General features: G+C 71.2%; 15 protein-coding genes. 7 read left to right on the top strand and 8 right to left on the bottom strand.

Translation table 11 applies throughout. From position 1 onward, the window contains the following. Window positions 1-4 precede the first annotated feature (4 nt). Window positions 5-514: a glutathione peroxidase gene (locus HJD23_RS24035; RefSeq protein ID WP_171114594.1), complete on the top strand. Its 510-nt coding sequence runs from the start codon at window positions 5-7 to the stop codon at window positions 512-514. 52 nt (window positions 515-566) lie between these two features. Next, complete coding sequence (locus HJD23_RS24030; protein ID WP_171114595.1) at window positions 567-1,442, top strand: MerR family transcriptional regulator; 876 nt, start codon at window positions 567-569, stop codon at window positions 1,440-1,442. A 141-nt stretch (window positions 1,443-1,583) separates the two neighbouring features. On the opposite strand, the gene HJD23_RS24025 is transcribed toward HJD23_RS24030, so the two are convergent. The 3 genes from HJD23_RS24025 to HJD23_RS24015 form a co-directional block, all read right to left on the bottom strand. Continuing rightward, window positions 1,584-1,775 (bottom strand): DUF397 domain-containing protein, encoded by a 192-nt coding sequence (locus HJD23_RS24025; protein WP_141311170.1) that lies wholly within the window; start codon window positions 1,773-1,775, stop codon window positions 1,584-1,586. A 191-nt stretch (window positions 1,776-1,966) separates the two neighbouring features. After that, a complete protein-coding gene (locus tag HJD23_RS24020; RefSeq protein WP_141311171.1) occupies window positions 1,967-2,824 on the bottom strand; it encodes a helix-turn-helix transcriptional regulator in 858 nt (285 codons plus the stop codon). A 397-nt stretch (window positions 2,825-3,221) separates the two neighbouring features. Beyond that, complete coding sequence (locus HJD23_RS24015; RefSeq protein ID WP_171114596.1) at window positions 3,222-3,974, bottom strand: GPP34 family phosphoprotein; 753 nt, start codon at window positions 3,972-3,974, stop codon at window positions 3,222-3,224. A gap of 234 nt (window positions 3,975-4,208) precedes the next feature. Here HJD23_RS24015 and HJD23_RS24010 point away from each other — a divergent pair, with 234 nt between their 5' ends. Together HJD23_RS24010 and HJD23_RS24005 are read left to right on the top strand one after the other, a co-directional pair. Beyond that, window positions 4,209-7,001 (top strand): D-alanyl-D-alanine carboxypeptidase, encoded by a 2,793-nt coding sequence (locus HJD23_RS24010; RefSeq protein ID WP_171114597.1) that lies wholly within the window; start codon window positions 4,209-4,211, stop codon window positions 6,999-7,001. A 211-nt stretch (window positions 7,002-7,212) separates the two neighbouring features. Next, window positions 7,213-9,060 (top strand): MFS transporter, encoded by a 1,848-nt coding sequence (locus tag HJD23_RS24005; RefSeq protein WP_171114598.1) that lies wholly within the window; start codon window positions 7,213-7,215, stop codon window positions 9,058-9,060. Here the strand turns inward: HJD23_RS24005 and HJD23_RS24000 are convergent, their stop codons facing one another. Next, window positions 9,061-9,885 (bottom strand): hypothetical protein, encoded by an 825-nt coding sequence (locus tag HJD23_RS24000; protein ID WP_171114599.1) that lies wholly within the window; start codon window positions 9,883-9,885, stop codon window positions 9,061-9,063. A gap of 74 nt (window positions 9,886-9,959) precedes the next feature. Here HJD23_RS24000 and HJD23_RS23995 point away from each other — a divergent pair, with 74 nt between their 5' ends. Together HJD23_RS23995 and HJD23_RS23990 are read left to right on the top strand one after the other, a co-directional pair. Continuing rightward, complete coding sequence (locus HJD23_RS23995; RefSeq protein ID WP_171118845.1) at window positions 9,960-10,748, top strand: SDR family oxidoreductase; 789 nt, start codon at window positions 9,960-9,962, stop codon at window positions 10,746-10,748. A gap of 150 nt (window positions 10,749-10,898) precedes the next feature. After that, complete coding sequence (locus HJD23_RS23990) at window positions 10,899-12,470, top strand: sodium:solute symporter family protein (RefSeq protein ID WP_171114600.1); 1,572 nt, start codon at window positions 10,899-10,901, stop codon at window positions 12,468-12,470. 277 nt (window positions 12,471-12,747) lie between these two features. Here HJD23_RS23990 and HJD23_RS23985 read toward each other — a convergent pair whose 3' ends face one another. From HJD23_RS23985 to HJD23_RS23975, 3 genes are read right to left on the bottom strand one after another with little or no spacing between them, the layout of a single operon-like run. Next, window positions 12,748-13,746, bottom strand: a complete 999-nt coding sequence (locus HJD23_RS23985) for a CU044_5270 family protein (RefSeq protein WP_171114601.1) — start codon at window positions 13,744-13,746, stop codon at window positions 12,748-12,750. Continuing rightward, window positions 13,727-14,416: a sigma-70 family RNA polymerase sigma factor gene (locus HJD23_RS23980; RefSeq protein WP_171114602.1), complete on the bottom strand. Its 690-nt coding sequence runs from the start codon at window positions 14,414-14,416 to the stop codon at window positions 13,727-13,729. Before HJD23_RS23980 ends, HJD23_RS23985 begins: the two co-directional genes overlap by 20 nt. Window positions 14,417-14,460: 44 nt before the next feature. Beyond that, window positions 14,461-15,576, bottom strand: coding sequence for an ADP-ribosylglycohydrolase family protein (locus HJD23_RS23975; RefSeq protein ID WP_171114603.1), 1,116 nt, complete (start codon window positions 15,574-15,576; stop codon window positions 14,461-14,463). 110 nt (window positions 15,577-15,686) lie between these two features. Between HJD23_RS23975 and HJD23_RS23970 the strand changes: the two genes are divergently transcribed. Continuing rightward, entirely contained in the window at window positions 15,687-16,202 is a 516-nt protein-coding gene (locus HJD23_RS23970) for a DUF2165 domain-containing protein (RefSeq protein WP_171114604.1), read from the top strand. Here HJD23_RS23970 and HJD23_RS23965 read toward each other — a convergent pair. Continuing rightward, window positions 16,195-16,764 (bottom strand): hypothetical protein, encoded by a 570-nt coding sequence (locus tag HJD23_RS23965; protein ID WP_171114605.1) that lies wholly within the window; start codon window positions 16,762-16,764, stop codon window positions 16,195-16,197. The genes HJD23_RS23970 and HJD23_RS23965 overlap by 8 nt on opposite strands. Window positions 16,765-16,808: the final 44 nt, after the last annotated feature.

Here is a 16,808-nt window from a genome sequence, read left to right as displayed (position 1 = left end):
GCCCATGACGACCAATGACGCACACGCATCCGTCCTCGACACCGACATCGACGCGCTCCAGGGCGGCTCCGCCGACCTCAAGCAGTACGCCGGACAGGCCGTGCTCATCGTGAACGTGGCCTCCAAGTGCGGGCTGACCCCGCAGTACGCCGGGCTGGAGCGGCTGCACGAGCGGTTCGCGGACCGCGGGTTCACCGTGCTCGGCGTGCCCTGCAACCAGTTCCTCGGGCAGGAACCCGGCAGCGCCGAGGAGATCGCCGAGTTCTGCTCGGCCACGTACGGCGTGACCTTCCCGATGACCGAGAAGGTGGAGGTGAACGGGGAGGGCAGGCACCCGCTGTACGAGCGGCTGGTCGGCTTCGCCGACGGCGAGGGGCACAGCGGGGACATCCGCTGGAACTTCGAGAAGTTCCTGATCGGGCGGGACGGCAAGGTCGTCGCCCGGTTCTCGCCGCAGACCGAGCCGGAGGCGGCGGAGGTCGTGGCGGCGGTGGAGCGGCAGCTCGCCGCTTGACCTTTCCCCTGGGGCAGACCCGAGTTTCCTGTCACCGGGCGAACGGCGCCCGGTGACGGAGGATGACGTGGTGGACGTGGCAGAGGAACTGCTCACCATCGGGGCGTTCGCCGCCCGGGCGCGGCTGTCGGCCAAGGCCCTGCGGCTGTACGACCGGCTGGGCCTGCTGGCCCCGGCGCACGTCGACGAGGCCAGCGGCTACCGCTACTACCGCGCCGGACAGGTCGAACGCGCCCGGCTCGTGGCGCTCCTGCGCCAGCTCGACATGCCGCTCGCGCGGATCGCCGAGGTCGTCGAGGCGCCGGACGGGGCGGCTGCCGCCGACCGGCTCGACGCGTACTGGGCGGACGTGGAGGCACGGGTGGCGGGGCAGCGGACGCTCGCCGCGTACCTCCGTGGACGACTGTCGGGGAGGAGCTCCGAAATGTACGGGAAGTTCGTGGTCGAGACGGTGGACGTGCCCGAGCAGGTGCTGATCACCGAGACGCGGCATGTGCTGGCGGGTGAGCTGCCGGCCTGGATCGGGGCGTCGCTGGGCCGGTTGGAGGAGGCGGCAAAGGAGTGCGGCGGCAGCACGGCGGCGCCGTTCGTCGTGTACCACTCGGAAGTGTCGATGGAGAGCGACGGACCGGCCGAGTCCTGCGTGCCGGTGGCCGACGAGGCGGCGGCCCGGGCATGGGTGTCGCAGCACGGCCGTACGTGGGAGACGAAGGTCCGCGTGGAACCGGCCCAGCGGCTCGCCTACACCCGGATCACCAAGGCGCAGGTGGCGCATCCCCAGATCCTGGCGGCCTTCGGGGCGGTGGAGGCATGGATCCCGAAGCAGGGGCTGTGGCAGGCGGGCCCGTGCCGGGAGATCTACTTCGCGGACTGGGACGCGGCCGGGGCAGAGGACCCGGTGTGCGACGTGGCGTTCCCCGTGCGGTGACCTGACGGCCCAAGGACGGGCCCGAGGGCGGGCCGAGGACAGCCCCGAGCCCTCTCGGCTAGGACGGCGAACTGGTCGAGAGGGCTCTTGGGGTGCTGCTGTGCAGTTGTCGGGCGGCGTCAGGGAGGTGTCCCCCTCCCCTTACGCCTTGACCGAGGCCACGAAGACGCTCCACGCGGTCGCGGGGAACGCCAGGACGGGGCCCTCGGTCACCTTGGAGTCCCGGACGGAGATTGCGGACAGGACAGGGGACTTGATCTCGACGCACGCGCCGTTGCCCTGGGAGTAGGAGGACTTGACCCACGTGTCCGTCGCGCCCTGCTTGATTGCCATTTTCGCTCCGGTAAGCAGTTGCTGAGTTGCTGTGATTGCGCCAACGTTCTTGCTCGATGGCGTGATCGACGCTACTCGCCAACATCGCCGCACGGAGCGGCCATTCACTCGACCGGCTGGCTTATTCCCGCTAGGACTTCCGCACGAGGCGGGCGAGGGTGTATCTTTCCGCCCCGCATGTCCCGCAGGGCTCAGCGGGCGTAACTCTTCGCCACATCCGAGAGGAATTCCCGGGTTTGGTCGACATTCAGGGCCTGTGCCCGCAAGTGCTCGTACATCACGCTGTACTTCTGGACGTCCTGCGGCTTCTCCAGGTAGAGGTCGCTGGTGACACCCTCGATGTAGACCACGCTGGAATCCGCGGCGTCGGGGAACTCCAGGATCGCGTACTGCCCGCTCACGCCGGGGTGCGCGCCCATCTGGAACGGGATCAACTGCACGGTGACATGCGGCAGCTGGGACATCTCCAGCAGATGCTCCAGCTGGTCGATCATCACCTGCTTGTTGCCGACCTCGCGGCGTACGGCGGCCTCGTCGAGCACCGCCCACAGGCGCAGCGGGTTCTCCTCGGCGGCAATACGTTCCTGCCGACGCAGCCGCACCTGAACGCGTCTGTCGATGTCCGTGGGCGTCGCCTCCGGCAGCGCGCCGCGGATCAGCGACTCGGCGTACTGACGGGTCTGCAACAGGCCGGGGACCACCTGCGGGTCGTACACCCGAAGGCTCGCCGCGTCCGTCTCCAGACCGATGTAGACGCTGTACGGGATGTCACCGAAGGAATGCCACCAGCCCTGCTGGCGCGAGTCCTTGGCCATCTGCATCAGCGAGTCGACGATCCGGTGGTCCTCCACCTCGTAGACACCGCACAGGTCACGGACGTCGCGCTGACTGATGCTGCGCCGGCCGTTCTCCAGACGGCTGATCTTCGACTGGGACACCAGCAGCCGCTCCGCCACCTCCTCGGCCGTCATGCCCTTGAGCTCGCGGAGCCTGCGCAGCTCCTGGCCGAGCCGGCGCCGCCTGACGGTGGGATTGACATTGGACGCCACGGGACGTACACCTCCGGCTGCGTGCCTCGAACTTGCAACTATGCGTATCTGCTGCTGAGCAGACTGCCACCAAGGGGCTACTTACCGCTGGGAAACAGCGGATATGCAGCGGATATGCGGCGGATATGCGGTGGGTACGCGACAGGACGCAAGTTCGCACCACTTCGCACGAGCGGTACGCGAAGGGGCCGCGGACACGCGGCCGCGCGGGGTGGTGGGGCCGTCCGTCGTCCGAACGACGGCTCCCGCCACCCCGCGCGGACCGCTGCGGCTCCCGAACCGGGTCTTGGGGACTCAGGTGCGGCGCTGACGGTGCGTGGTGCGGCCCTGTGGACCGTACCGATGGTGCTGGGTGGTGCCGTTGGGTCGCGTCGGCGCGCTGCCGTGGGACTGCGGCTCAGTGGGCCACGGCGCGTGCCATCGTGCCGCGGCGCGGCTGCACCGGGACACTCCGGGCAGGCTCCGCCGACCTGGCACCGGCGGCGGCCTGACGGCCGGCCGGGGCAGGGCTGCGGCGCGGCTGGGCCGCGACGCCGTTCTGAACGTCCATCACGGCGTGCGCCACGAGGCCGCCCATCGGGTCGTGCCGGATCAGGTCCCGCAGCCGGGAACGGGACGAGCGGCCCTCGTTGCCCGGATAGAGGTGCTTGCCGAGGCCGACCGCGTGGGCCAGTGCGGCGAGCGCAGCGGTCCGCGGGTCCGGCGGTACGCCGGTGCGGATCGCGGAATCCAGCCGGGCCCTGATCTCCCGGCTGATGGCGTTGTCCGTCGCCTGGTAGCGAGTTGTCGGCAACACCCCGCACATCTGACCGGCCACGGCATGCACCATGCCGCACCGCTCCAGATGCGAGAGGTAGGTCTGGCGGAGCCCCAGTCGTGGCCCGCCGATCCAGTGGACCGCCCGTACCGGAGCGCCACGCCTGCGCAGCAACTCCAACGCGCAATCCAGTGTCGGATCTCCTGTCGGCCGTGGTACCACCACGGCGATACGATCCCCGTCTGGGGCTATCCGTCCGGCCAGCGCCAGCTCCACTAGCTGTGCTCCGGCCAGACCGAGGTCGAGCGACTGCGGCTGTGCCGTGGTACCCGTTGCCGGGTCCAGTGCCAGCAGCAGAAGCTCCTCCGGAAGTGTTCTGCGGCTCCTGCCCATCCATGCCTCCCCGCGTGGATGAATGACAGGGTGACCCCTCTCACATTGGTCTGTCGAGGGTGCGTGACCTGTTTGTAAGGGAACCAGTAGGTATGTCGTTCTCGTCTTCGGCGTGGGTCGGGTCCGCACACAGGACACTGGTACATGGTTCGGACAGCGCTTCGGACAGTCCTGTGGGGGCGGCGGTCCGGGCAACGGTTCACGGTTGGGTACGCGCACGGAGGCGTGCGGCGCATGGAGGAGGCATCGGTGGCGGGCGAGTCCCCCGACAGGTCGAAGCAGCGCGAGTCGTCGGCAGAACCGACGTCGGGGAGCGCGAGTCCGGTTCCCGAAGCCAGGAACGGCGCCACCACCCCTGACCCACGGCTCGCCGTGGCACGGGAGTCCGGGGGCGGGCGTGAGGCGGACACGGCGACGCGGGTGCTCTCGGTGAAGGAACTCTCCGAGGAGTCCGAGGGGGCTGCTGCGGAGGCGGCTTCCGAGCAGCCCGCGGGCCGTGCGGAGCGCGAAGCACCCGAGGACGGCGCCGAGTCCGACGCGACGGGCGACGAGCGGCTGCGGGCGGCGGTGGCGGCTTGGGTGACATCCGCCGACGAGGGTGACGCGGACGCGGACGAGCCCGGCGACGGGGCTGCCGACGAGGCCGAGGACGTGACGGCCGCCGACGCCGGGGACTCCAGCGAGGAGGACGGCTCCGAGAAGGGCACCGCCGAGGCCGAGACGGCCGCCGGTCAGGACAACTCCGCCCAGGGAGAAACGCCCGCCCGTCAGGTGAACTCCGCCCAGGGAAAAACGCCCGCCCGTCAGGTGAACTCCGCCCAGGGAAAAACGCCCGCCCGTGCGGTGAACTCCACCCAGGACGAGACGCCCGCCCGTCAGGTGAACTCGGCCCAGGGAGAAACGCCCGCCCGTCAGGTGAACTCCGCCCAGGACGAGACGTCCGCCGTGGAGGAGGCTCCCGCCCAGCGGAGCGGGCCCACCGAGGAACAGGACGCTCACGGCGAGGAGACCGGGAACACCGGCGCCGCAGCCCAGGCGACCAGGAACACGAGCGCCACCGCCGGGAAAGCCGGGGACACCAGCGCCGCAGCCGGCGGGGCCAACGGCCAGGCCGGTGCCGCACGCGAGACGGCCAAGGGTGAGACCAGCTCCGCACGCGAGACGGCCAAGGGTGAGACCAGCGCCGCACCCGAGACAGCCGACAACGACACCAGCGCCGCAACCGTGACAGCCGACAACGACAACGACACCGACGCCGCACCCGAGGACGCCGAGGACGCTCCCAAGGACGGCCCCCGGGACGCCCCCAAGGACGCCGCCCCTGTCGGCGTCAAGGGCGACTCCCAGCACGCCGCCAAGAGCGGCCGCGACGCGCGCTCCGACGCCCCCAAGGCCGACGCACCCGCCGTAGACCAGCCCACGGCCGTCTTCAGGGCCGTGAAGCCGTCGGGACCGGCCGTTGACCAGCCGACCACCATGCTGAAGCTGGGGGGCGCCAGGAAGCCCGCTCCGGCGCCGGAGTCGGACGCCGAGCGCACCAGCAAGTTCGTCGCGCTCAAGCCCCTGGACGACCCGTCGACGCGCAAGCCCCCGCGGGCCGCCGAGGCGACGACCGCCCTGCCGAAGGTCCCGGCGGAGCAGCCCAAGGCGCCCGCCGAGGCCACCACCGCGCTCCCGAAGGTCCCCGCCGACCAGACCGCCTCCGTGCCGCAGGTCGGCCCGGAGCGGACGACGCAGCAGCCCCTGCCGCCGAAGCCGCCGCTGGATCTGCTGGCCGAGCTGACCAACACCCCGCCGCCCCCGGAGACCCCGCTGCGGACGGCGGTGCGGCGGGTCAAGATCTGGACGCCGCTGGTACTGCTGCTGGTGATCGTGTTTGCGATCGTGCAGGCCGTACGACCGGTGCCGACGCCCACCCTCGAACTCACCGCCGAGGAGTCGTACACCTTCGACGGCAGCCAGGTCACCCTGCCGTGGCCGAACGAGGGTCAGGGCGCGATGGACGTCACCGGCGTCGGCACGATGGGCGGCTTCGGCGAGCAGAAGCCGGTCGCCATCGGCTCGGTCGCCAAGGCCATGACGGCGTACGTCGTGCTGCAGAAGCACCCGTTGAAGCCCGGCGAGGAGGGCCCGAAGATCACGGTCGACGCGCTCGCCGAGAAGGAGGGCGGCTACAACGAGGAAGGCGAGTCCACGCTCACCACTGCCAAGGAGGGCGACCAGCTCACCCTGCGTCAGGCCCTGTCCGCCATCATGATCCCCTCCGCGAACAACATCGCGCGTCTGCTGGCCCGTTGGGACGCCGGTACCGAGGCCGCGTTCATCAAGAAGATGAACGACACGGCCAAGGAACTGGGCATGAAGAACACCACGTACACCGACGCCTCCGGACTGAAGGAGACCACCGTCTCCACCGCCGAGGACCAGGTGAAGCTCGGCAACGAGCTGGTGAAGATCCCGGCCCTGGTGGAGATCACCAAGCTGCCCTCGTGGATCGACCCGTCCGGCCAGAAGTGGCGCAACTGGAACGACCTCGTGCCGTACGACGGCGCCATCGGCATCAAGACCGGCACCACCACCGCGGCCGGCGGCAACCTGCTGTTCGCCGCCCGCAAGGAGGTCGGCGGCGAGACGGTCACCGTGGTCGGCGCGATCCTCGGCCAGCACAAGGCGCCGATCATCGACACGGTGAACGCCGTCAGCAAGACCGCGATGCTCGCCGCCCAGGACGCGCTGACCTCGGCGAAGATCCTGAAGAAGGGCGATGTCGTCGGGTACGTCGACGACCAGCTCGGCGGCCGGACACCGGTCGTCGTCACGCAGGACGTCACCGCGGTCGGCTGGGCGGGCCTGAAGGTGAAGCTGTCCTTCGCCTCCGACGCCGTACCGCACACCGCGAAGGCCGGCACCAAGGTCGGCACGCTCACCGTGGGCGACGGCAGCGGCGGCGCGGTCGAGGTGCCCGTGGCCCTGCAGTCGGACCTCACCGAACCGGGCTTCACGGAGAAGCTGACCCGCGTCGCCTGACCCGGCCCACGCCGCCCCACCACCCCACCGCACCCCGTCGGCGGAGCCCTCCCCGGGCGCCCGTCGGCGGGGTGCGTGCTAGCGTCACGAAACGGGACAGGACGCCCGCGCACGGGACGGGCGCCGGAACGCCTCGGCACATGGCCGAAAACGGCCGGGAAACGGGGCGTGCGGCCGAGAAGAGAAGACGGGACACGGGGAGTGCCAACAGGTGGCCACTGCGGAGCCGACACGCGCCGACGACACCGGTCCGGGCCCGGGATCCGGCCCGCGAATACGCGTGCCCGCGGGACCGTCCGAGGGATCGCCCGACGCATCGCCCAGTGGGCCGCCCGGGGTGACCGTCCGTGACCGGCTGAAGCGACTCGCCCGGCATCCCGTCCTGCTCACCACCGCCGTCGCGGGCGTGCTCCACGTCACCTGGTTCTTCACGTTCGCGAACAGCGGTGGAGACCTCGCGGCGCAGGACGCCTGGGCCGAGTTCGTCGGCCGCCACCCCGACTCGGCGTACAACCTCGCCTGGTACGGCGGCATGCACCCGGTGTCGTACAGCGTGGTGTCGCCGTATCTGATGTCGCTGCTCGGTGTGCGGACGACGATGATGATCGCGGGGACGCTCTCCGCGGGGCTGCTGACGCTGATCCTGGTCCGCAGCCGGGCGGTGCGGCAGCCGCTGTGGGCCGGGCTCGCAGGAGTGTTCGGGCTGCTGTGCAACGCGGTGTCGGGGCGGGTGACGTTCGGGCTCGGCACGCTGTTCGCGCTGGCCGCGGTCGCGGTGGTGTTCTGCTGGCCGTACCGCTGGCGCTACAAACGCTGGGCGAAGGCCCTGTGCGCCGCTCCCCTCGCCGCGCTCGCCACCATGTCCTCGCCCGTCGCCGGGCTGTTCGTCGGTCTGGTCGCGGTGGCGCTGTTCCTGCAGAAGCGGCGGCCGGGCGCGTGGGCGCTGGGGCTCGCGCCGTCCGCCGTGGTGGCGGTGTCGGCGTGGGCGTTCCCGTTCTCCGGCACCCAGCCGATGTCCTTCGGGTCGGCGGCCCTGCCCCTGGTCTACTCGGCCCTCGTCTTCCTTCTCGTCCCGCACGACTGGAAGACCGTGCGCATCACCTCCGCCGTGTACGGCCTGTCCGTGCTGCTGGTGTGGGTGATCAGCTCGCAGATCGGGTCGAACATCACGCGGCTGGCGATGCTGTTCGCGGGCGTGGCGCTGCTGGCCGCGCTGCCGTTCGCGGTGCCGCGCTCGCGCAAGTGGTACGCGATCGTGGTGGCCTTCGTCGGTTTCGTCAGCTGGATCGGCTACAAGTCGGTCGACGACGTGGTCCATACGACGCCGAGGGCGTCCTGGGCGCGGGAACTGGCCCCGCTGGTCAACGAGCTGCAGCAGGTCGGCGCCGAGAAGGGCCGCGTCGAGGTGGTCCCGGCCCGCTCCCACCGCGAGGCCTCCGCGCTCGCCCCGTACGTCAACCTCGCCCGCGGCTGGAACCGCCAGGCCGACATGGAGCGCAATCCGCTCTTCTACGACGACACCCTCAACTCGGCCAACTATCACGAGTGGCTCAAGCGCTGGGCCGTGCACTACGTCGTGCTGCCCAAGGACGAGCCGGACGGGGACGGCGGTGAGCGGGAGCGGCAGCTGGTGCAGCGCGGGCTGCCGTACCTGACGCAGGTGTGGGGGGACGCGAACTGGCAGCTGTTCCGGGTGACCGACCCGACCCCGCTCGCCGATCCACCGGCCATCGTGGACCGGGCCGAGCAGGGTGAGATGACGCTCCGGGTGAAGCAGCCGGGCCGGGTGCTGATCCGCGTTCCGTACTCGCCGTGGCTGAAACTGGTCGACGCCAAGGGCGAGGGGGTCGAGGCGCCGCAGGAGACGGAGGCCTCCAAGGACCGTCCCGAGGGCGCGCCGAAGACGTACCTCAACATCAACGGCTGCCTGATGGAGACCGAGGAGGACGCGCAGGGCGACAAGTGGACGGTCCTGCTGGCGCCGCGCGCGGGGACGTACCGGCTGGCGTCGCCCTACGACCTGCCTCGGGGGACGCCGTGTCCGGAGGAGCTGAGGTGATCAGCGGAGCTGGTCGACGTACCGGTCCGTGCCCGGCACGGTGGGAATGAACGGCGCGACCAGTTCCGTCCGCCCCAGTTCCTCCCTCTCGCCCAACCCCGCGAAGTACTGCTCCCAGCACTCCCTGGGATCCGTCTCCAGGAACCACAGCAGGGTCAGCCGGGTGTCGACGCCCTCGACCTGCTTGACGTAGGTCATACGGTCGCCGGGCAGCGGGACCGGCCGGAAGACGGTGACCAGGGCGGCCGGGGAGCCTTTGAGCCGCCTCGGCAGGTGGCGGGTGCGCAGCCACTGCAGCAGTTCGGCGCGCTGCTGCGGCGAGTCGGCGTCGACGACCTGGAGGACCAGTCCGGCGTAGGGGTGGTCGAGGGCGTGGAAGTCCCGGGGCCCGGCGGCACCGTCGCGGTACACGGTGGTCTCGTGGTCCTGGAACGCGGTGAAGACATGGGTGCGGGCGTGATGGACGCGGGCGTCGTGGTTGAGGCGCTTGTTGATCGCGACGGTCCACTTCATGTGGTCGGCGTGGCGGCCGGCGGTGATCCAGTACGTCGACAGGTAGCAGCCGGCGGTGACGGGCTGGGCGATCGCCGACTTCTCGGGGTAGCGCAGGAGTTGCAGATCGCGGGTGGCCACCCAGCGGCGGCCGGCGTACATCCAGGGCATGGCCATCGCGCCGGCGTAGTAGTGGTCGTCCTCGTACCAGCGGTTGTAGGCGTACTCGTGGCCCGGGTGCGGTTCGACCATGGTGATCAGGGCATGGCCGGGGCGGACGCCGTAGGGGCCGACGGCGGCCAGTTCGGCGTAGAGCTCGCTGCGGGTGTCCATGGTGTTCCCCTTTCCTCGCGTCGCCCCTACTCTGACGCTCCGTCAGAAATATGGCCAGAGAGGTGGGGTCCCCGGTGTCGCTGCTGCACGGCAGGACAGTCGTCGTCTCCGGCGTGGGCGCCGGACTCGGCCATCAGGTCGCGGCCGCCGTCGTACGGGACGGCGGGAACGCGGTGCTCGGCGCGCGCACGGAGGCGAACCTCGCCAAGAGCGCGGCCGCGATCGACCCGGACGGGGCGCACACGGCGTACCGGGCGACGGACATCACCGACGAGGGGCAGTGCGCGGCGCTGGCCGGGCTGGCGCGGGAACGGTTCGGGGGGATCGACGCGGTGGTCCATGTCGCCGCCCGGGACAGCTACTTCGGCGGGCTTCAGGACGCCGACTTCGACACCTGGCTGTCGGTGATCGACGTGAACCTGCTGGGGTCGCTGCGGATGACGCGGGCGTGTCTGCCGGGGCTGAAGGAGGGCGGCGGCGGGTCGGTCGTCTTCATCGGGACGCAGTCGGCGGTGGCGGCTCCGTCGCAGGTGCGGCAGGCGGCGTACGCGGCGTCGAAGGGCGCGCTGACCAGCGCGATGTACTCGCTGGCGCGGGAGTTGGGGCCGTACCGGATCCGGGTGAACACCGTGCTGCCGGGGTGGATGTGGGGGCCGCCGGTGCAGGCTTACGTGCGGTTCACCGCGCACACCGAGGGGGTGCCGGAGGAGGAGGTGCTGGGGCGGCTGACCGGGCGGATGGCGTTGCCGGAGCCGGCCACGGACGGGGACGTGGCGGACGCGGCGGCGTTCCTGGCGTCGGACCGGGCGCGGGCCATCACGGGGCAGTCGCTGCTGGTCAACGCGGGGGAGTTGATGCGCTGAGGACACCCACCGCTGATTCATGTGCGTGAACGCAGGTCATCGTACCGAACTTCTTTGCCCGCTCTTGACCTTCCACTTTCTTGTCGTGCTCGCGTCGCCGCACTCACGATGAGCGGGCCGTGCACAAGGCGGACCCCGGAAGGTTGGCACATGAACAGTCTCGACTGGGCCGTGCTCATCGGCTACTTCGGTGTGATGGTCGCGATCGGCGTCTGGTCGCACAAACGCGTCGACAACGTCAGCGACTTCTTCACCGCCGGCGGGAAGATGCCGTGGTGGCTGTCCGGCATCTCGCACCACATGTCGGGATACAGCGCGGTGATGTTCACCGGGTACGCCGGGATCGCCTACACCTACGGTGTCACCTCCTTCGTGACCTGGTCCTTCCCCATCGCGCTGGGCATCGCCATCGGGTCGAAGCTGTTCGCCCCGCGGATCAACCGGCTGCGCTCCCGGCTCCATGTGGCGTCCCCGCTGGAGTATCTGAAAAACCGTTACGACCTGAAGACCCAGCAGGCGCTGGCCTGGTCCGGCATGCTGCTGAAGATCGTGGACGTCGGCGCCAAGTGGGCCGCGATCGCCACCCTGTTGTCCGTCTTCACCGGGGTCTCCCTCAACCAGGGCATCCTCATCACCGGCACCATCACCGCCATCTACTGCACGATCGGCGGCCTGTGGGCGGACGCGCTGACCGAGCTCGGGCAGTTCGTGATCCAGCTCCTCGCCGGGATCGCGATGTTCGTCGCGGTCGTGGCGAAACTCGGCGACTACGGCGGCTTCTTCGGCGTCTGGGACCGGCCGGAGCTGGACGGCCACGAGCAACCGCTGGTGGGCCCGTACGGCACGGTGTTCCTGCTCGCCTTCCTCTTCATCAAGCTCTTCGAGTACAACGGCGGCATGCTCAACCAGGCCCAGCGGTACATGGCGACGCCGACCGCGAAGGAGGCCGAGCGGTCGGCACGGCTGTCGGCGATCCTGTGGCTGGTCTGGCCGCTGGTGCTGTTCTTCCCGATGTGGATGTCGCCGCTGCTGGTGGAGTCGCAGAAGCCGGACGGTTCCGACTCCTACGCCCTGATGACCGAACAGCTCCTGCCGCACGGCCTGTTGGGCCTGGTCATCGTCGGCTTCTTCTCGCACACCATGGCGATGTGCTCCTCCGACGCCAACGCCATCGCCGCCGTCTTCACCCGGGACTGCGCGCCGGTGATCTGGGCCAGGGCGCGGACGTGGACCGAGCGCAGGGGGCTGATCGTGGCGCGGGTCGCGACCGTCGTCTTCCTCGGGCTGTCCATGGCGGCGGCGACGCAGGTCAACTCCCCCACGTTCAAGGACATCATCACCGTCGTGATCAAGTGGGTGGCCGGGCTGATGGGCCCGATGGCCATCCCGATGATGCTGGGCCTGCTGCGGCCGTTCCGCCGCTCCGGGCCGACGGCGGCGCTCACCAGCTGGGCGGCGGGGCTGTTCGCCTTCTGGCTGGTCAACTACCCGATCAACTGGAGCGTCGAGGGCGGTGTGCCGCTCCAGTATCAGGTGTCGATCCCGCTGGCGGTGTCACTGATCCTGTACATCCTCATCGGCCACCTGAAGCCGGAGGACACCCCGGACCGGCTGGCGATCATCGAGAAGATCAACACGGACGAGGACGGAGCGGCGGCGGCCGTACCGGCATCGGCCGGAGCGGCGGACGGCGTGGTGGGGGCCGCGCCGGGCAAGGAGTAGCGGCGGAGTCCGTACGCCGGAAGGGCGGCCACCTGCCGGGTGGCCGCCCTTCGGGGCTGAACGGGGCGGGAGCGGAGCCTGAGCGGCTACTCGCCCTCGTCGCCCGGCTCGGGTGGGCTGCAGAGCGAGTTCCCCATCACCGCCCACTGGGTGGGCGACCGTGCCGCCCCGGTGCGTGCCCGCGACCGGCTGCTCGCCCTGCCGACCGGACCTGCCCGAAGCCATCCGCCACTGCGCGCAGACGGTGACCGGCGTCTCGGATGCCCCGGCCGGCTCGTCAGGCGGGCTGTTGCCCGATCCTGTCGACGATCCCGACCTCCAGCAGGGCCGTCTCGTCCGTGCCGAGGTAGTCCAGGGTGGTCCTGTCGAAGACCCAGGTGTCACGGTCGTCGATGTTCTGGAAGGTGAGCCCGATGCCGTGCCGCCCGGCGGCGTCGGTCGCGTCCGGGACCACCGTGACGCCGGGGATCTTCGCCGCCGCGCGGTAGAGGGCCGCGCTGACGTCGGGGATGAGGACGGCCCGGTCCAGCAGGGTGTCGATCGTCTCCATCGCCGCCCACTCGTGGGTGGGGCCCTGCCCTTCGGTGTCGGCCCAGATCTTCTCGTACAGCTTCTGCGGGTCGGTGGGCAGGGCTTCCAGCCTCCGGTAGTCGGAGGGACCGGGGCCCGGGTACATCGTCATGTCCTGTGTGGACTTGCCGTCGCGGAACGGCCCGCCGCCGGACGGCGGGTCGAGGACCACGGTTCTGGCCAGCCCCGAGCGCCCGCCCTTGATCGCCTGCCAGTCCGTGCGCTCGTACTCCCACTCCTTGCCGGCCTCCTGCAAGTCGGTGCCCCGGACGCGGGTGTAGACGAACTGGTCGTCGCGGACGGGCACGGTCTCCTTGGCGGCGGCGGCCGTGGCGATGCGGTGGAGCAGGGCGACGGCCTCCTGGTCGGTGACCGGCCTGTCGGGTGCGCCGGGCCCCGCGGTGCCGAGGGCTACGGCGACGACGGCGGCCGCGGCGGCGAGGGGGACGGCGATCATCGTCAGGCGGCGGAGGGGGCGTGGACGGGGCGGGGGGATGGGCCGGGGGGAGGTTTCCCGGGCTCCCTGGGCTACTTGGGCTCCGCGGGCTCGGGCTCCCCCGGCGTTCTGGGCTCCCTGCGCTTGGGCTTCCTGGGTGAACTCGCGCATCAGATGGTCCTTCAGCAGGCTCTGACGGTCGCTGGGCAGGACCGGTTCACCCGGGCTCGGCAGCAGCCGGGCCATTTCTTCACGCTCTGCGGGGTTCATCGGCACTTCTCCTGGTTCGACCGGGCCACTCGGTGCGGCCATCCGGTTCCTGTCCGGCGGCGGGAGCGCGTCTCGCGGATTGTTTCGGTGTCTTCCTCAACTCCGCCTCGGCCAGCCGCCGCAGTCGCTGCCGGGCGCGGGCGAGGCGGGACCGTACGGTGCTGACGGGGACGCCGAGGGCGTCGGCGGCGGCCGTGTAGCTCAGCCCCGACCAGACGCACAGCGCGAACACCTCGCGCTCGGCGCGGCGCAGTTGGCGCAGGGCGGTACGGGCGGCCGCGAGCCGTTCGGCGTCCTCCATGCGGCCGACCAGTTCGTCGGCGAAGTCCGGCACCGTCTCGCGGTCCGCGCGCCGGTCCGGGAGCCGGGCGAGGGCGGCGCTGTGGCGGCGGGCGGCGCGGCGGGTGTTGCGCAGGACGTTGGTGGCGATGCCGTACAGCCAGGGCCGCAGTCCGTCGCCGTCCGCCGTGGGGTCGGGGGGCTCGGGTCTGAGCCGCTCCCGGAGCCGCCAGGCCTCCAGGAAGGTCAGCGAGACGACGTCCTCCGCGACGCCACGGTCACCGGACAGCCGGGCGGCGTGACCGTAGAGGGCCTGTGCGTGCGCGGCGAACAGGTCCGCGAAGGCCTCCGGGTCACCGGCCCGTATCCGGGCGCGTAGGGAAAGGTCCACAGTCCGGTCTGTCCGATCGCCGGGCGGGGTCCCTGTGAGGTCGGTCACACCCGGGGGTAGCGGGCCAGCCAGGCCGGGGAGGCGGCCGCCGGGCTGTGCAGGGCCGGGCCCTGGGTCATCTCCATGGCGAAGTCGTCGGCCAGTTCGAGGATCGTGGGGCGGCCCTCCAGCTCGGCCAGCCAGGCCGGCGGCAGGGCGGTCTCGCCGTGCAGGGCGCCGAGGAGGCCGCCGGTGAGGGCGGCGGTGGCGGCGGAGGGCCCGTCGTGGTTGACGGCGAGGCGCAGTCCGTGCCGTACGTCCTCGCCGACCAGGGCGCAGTAGACGGCGGCGGAGACGACCCGGTCGGCGGTGCCGTCGCCGGCCAGTCCGGCGACCCGGTCCGGCGTCGGGATGCCCTGCCGTACCGCACCCAGCGCGTGCTGCAACGCGTCGGCCACCGGCTGGTGCCCGGGCCGGGCGGCGAGCAGCGCGAGCGCCCGCTGCACCGCGCCGTCCAGGCTCTCGCCGCGCGCCAGCGTGTGCACGATCACGGCGTACGCGCCCGCCGCGAGGTAGGCGGTGGGGTGGCCGTGGGTCTGGGCGGCGCACTCCACGGAGAGCTGGGCGACGAGTTGCGGCTCCCAGCCGACGAGCAGCCCGAACGGCGCGGAACGGGCGGCGGCCTCGGGCCCCGCCTCCCCCGGATTCTTCGGCATCTCCAGCGTGCCCATGGTCTCGTCGCCGAGCCCGATCAGCAGGGCCCGGGCCGGGTCCCGCCGGGCGTACAGCCACTCCTCCCGGGCCAGCCACCCGTCGTCCTTGCGCCGCTCGTCCGGCCCCCAGTCGCGCTGGGTGGCGACCCAGCGCAGATACGCCCGGTGCAGATCGGTCGGCGGATGCCAGGCGCCGGTGTCCCGGCGGACCTGGGCGCGGATCAGCCCGTCGACGGAGAAGAGGGTGAGCTGGGTGAGGTGCGTGACGGCACCGCGCCTGCCAAAGGCCGGGGCCAGATCGACGACACCCTCGGGCCCGTGCGCCGCCCGAATACCGTCCATGTCCAACCCGTCGACGGGCGCGCCCAGCGCGTCCCCGACGGCGGCACCGAGCAGCGTCCCGCGCACCCGGCTACGGAAGTCCTGCTGCTCGGCACGCCCCCAGACGGCGCCCGCTGTCGCATCCACCAGACCTCCCCAGGGCACCGTCCGTACGTACGACAGCTCAGCACTGTATTCGACAGGGAAGGGGCGGATCAGGGGGCGTGGGCACTGTCCGACGCTGGTAGAGAATAGGCATGTCCACAACCACCCCAGGCACCACCAGACGCACACTCCCCGTCGTCGCCACCGCCCTCACCGGGACCGTGGCCCTCTACATCGCCCTCGTCGCCTTCGGGAACATCACGGACTTCGGGACGAACCAGGACTTCGTCCGGCATGTCCTGGCCATGGACACCACGTTCAAGGACGAGGACCTGATGTGGCGGGCCGTCACGGACACCGCGCTGCAGGACGCGGCGTATGTCGCGATCATCGCGTGGGAGACGGTCGCCGCGCTCCTGCTCATCGCCGGTACGTGGTTCTGGGCACGCGGCTCCTACGCGCCGGCGCGGCGGATATCGACGTACGGACTGCTGATGGTGATGCTGCTGTTCGGCGCCGGGTTTCTCGCGATCGGGGGTGAGTGGTTCGCGATGTGGCAGTCGGAGGACTGGAACGGGCTGGACGCGGCGACCCGGGTGTTCCTGGTGAGCGGGGTCGTGCTGCTGGTGAACCACCTGCCCAGCGAGCAGGCCGAGCCCACTACTTGACGACCGTCACCGTCGTCCCCGCCGTGCCGAAGGCCCACAGCGCCGTACCGTCGGCCGTCTTCATGCGGATGCCGCCGGTCCGCGTACCGGACGCGGCCGGCGGGGGCGAGGAGCCGTCCACCGCGGCGGAGAAGGCGATGCTGACGCCGGACTTGGCGGCGAAGTAGACGACGTGCTCGATCTGTACGCCGTCGGAGCCGGTGGTGGCCTCGGTGCGGGTGCCGACCGTGTACGTACCGGGGTCGGGGTCGACCGTGCCGGGCCACACCGTGAACGTACGGCGGGAGCTGTCACTGGCGTCGACCAGCCACACCCGCCGCTCCCCCAGCGAGTAGACGATCCGCCGCCCGGTCCCCGAGCCGTCGGGTACGGCCGCCGGGGCCGGCGTGCTCGGCGTGGGCTTGGCGCTCGCGGACGCCGAGGGGCCGGGCCGGGCCGCCGCGGCCGTGGGGCGCGGGCCCTGCTCGGCCTGCACGGTCAGCACGACGACCGCCGCGATCGCCCCCACGGTCAGGCCGGACACCCAGGCCCAGGAGGGAAGCCGTCGGGCAGGCACGGGCACGCATCTCCTCAGTCTCCGACCCCCGACATCGAGGGTCGGATCAT

It is taken from the genome of Streptomyces sp. Z423-1, assembly GCF_013009255.1.
In the GTDB taxonomy this organism is placed as follows: domain Bacteria; phylum Actinomycetota; class Actinomycetes; order Streptomycetales; family Streptomycetaceae; genus Streptomyces; species Streptomyces gossypiisoli.
The sequence above is the reverse complement of the archived record's forward strand: the minus strand, read 5'-3'. Positions and strand labels throughout refer to the sequence as shown.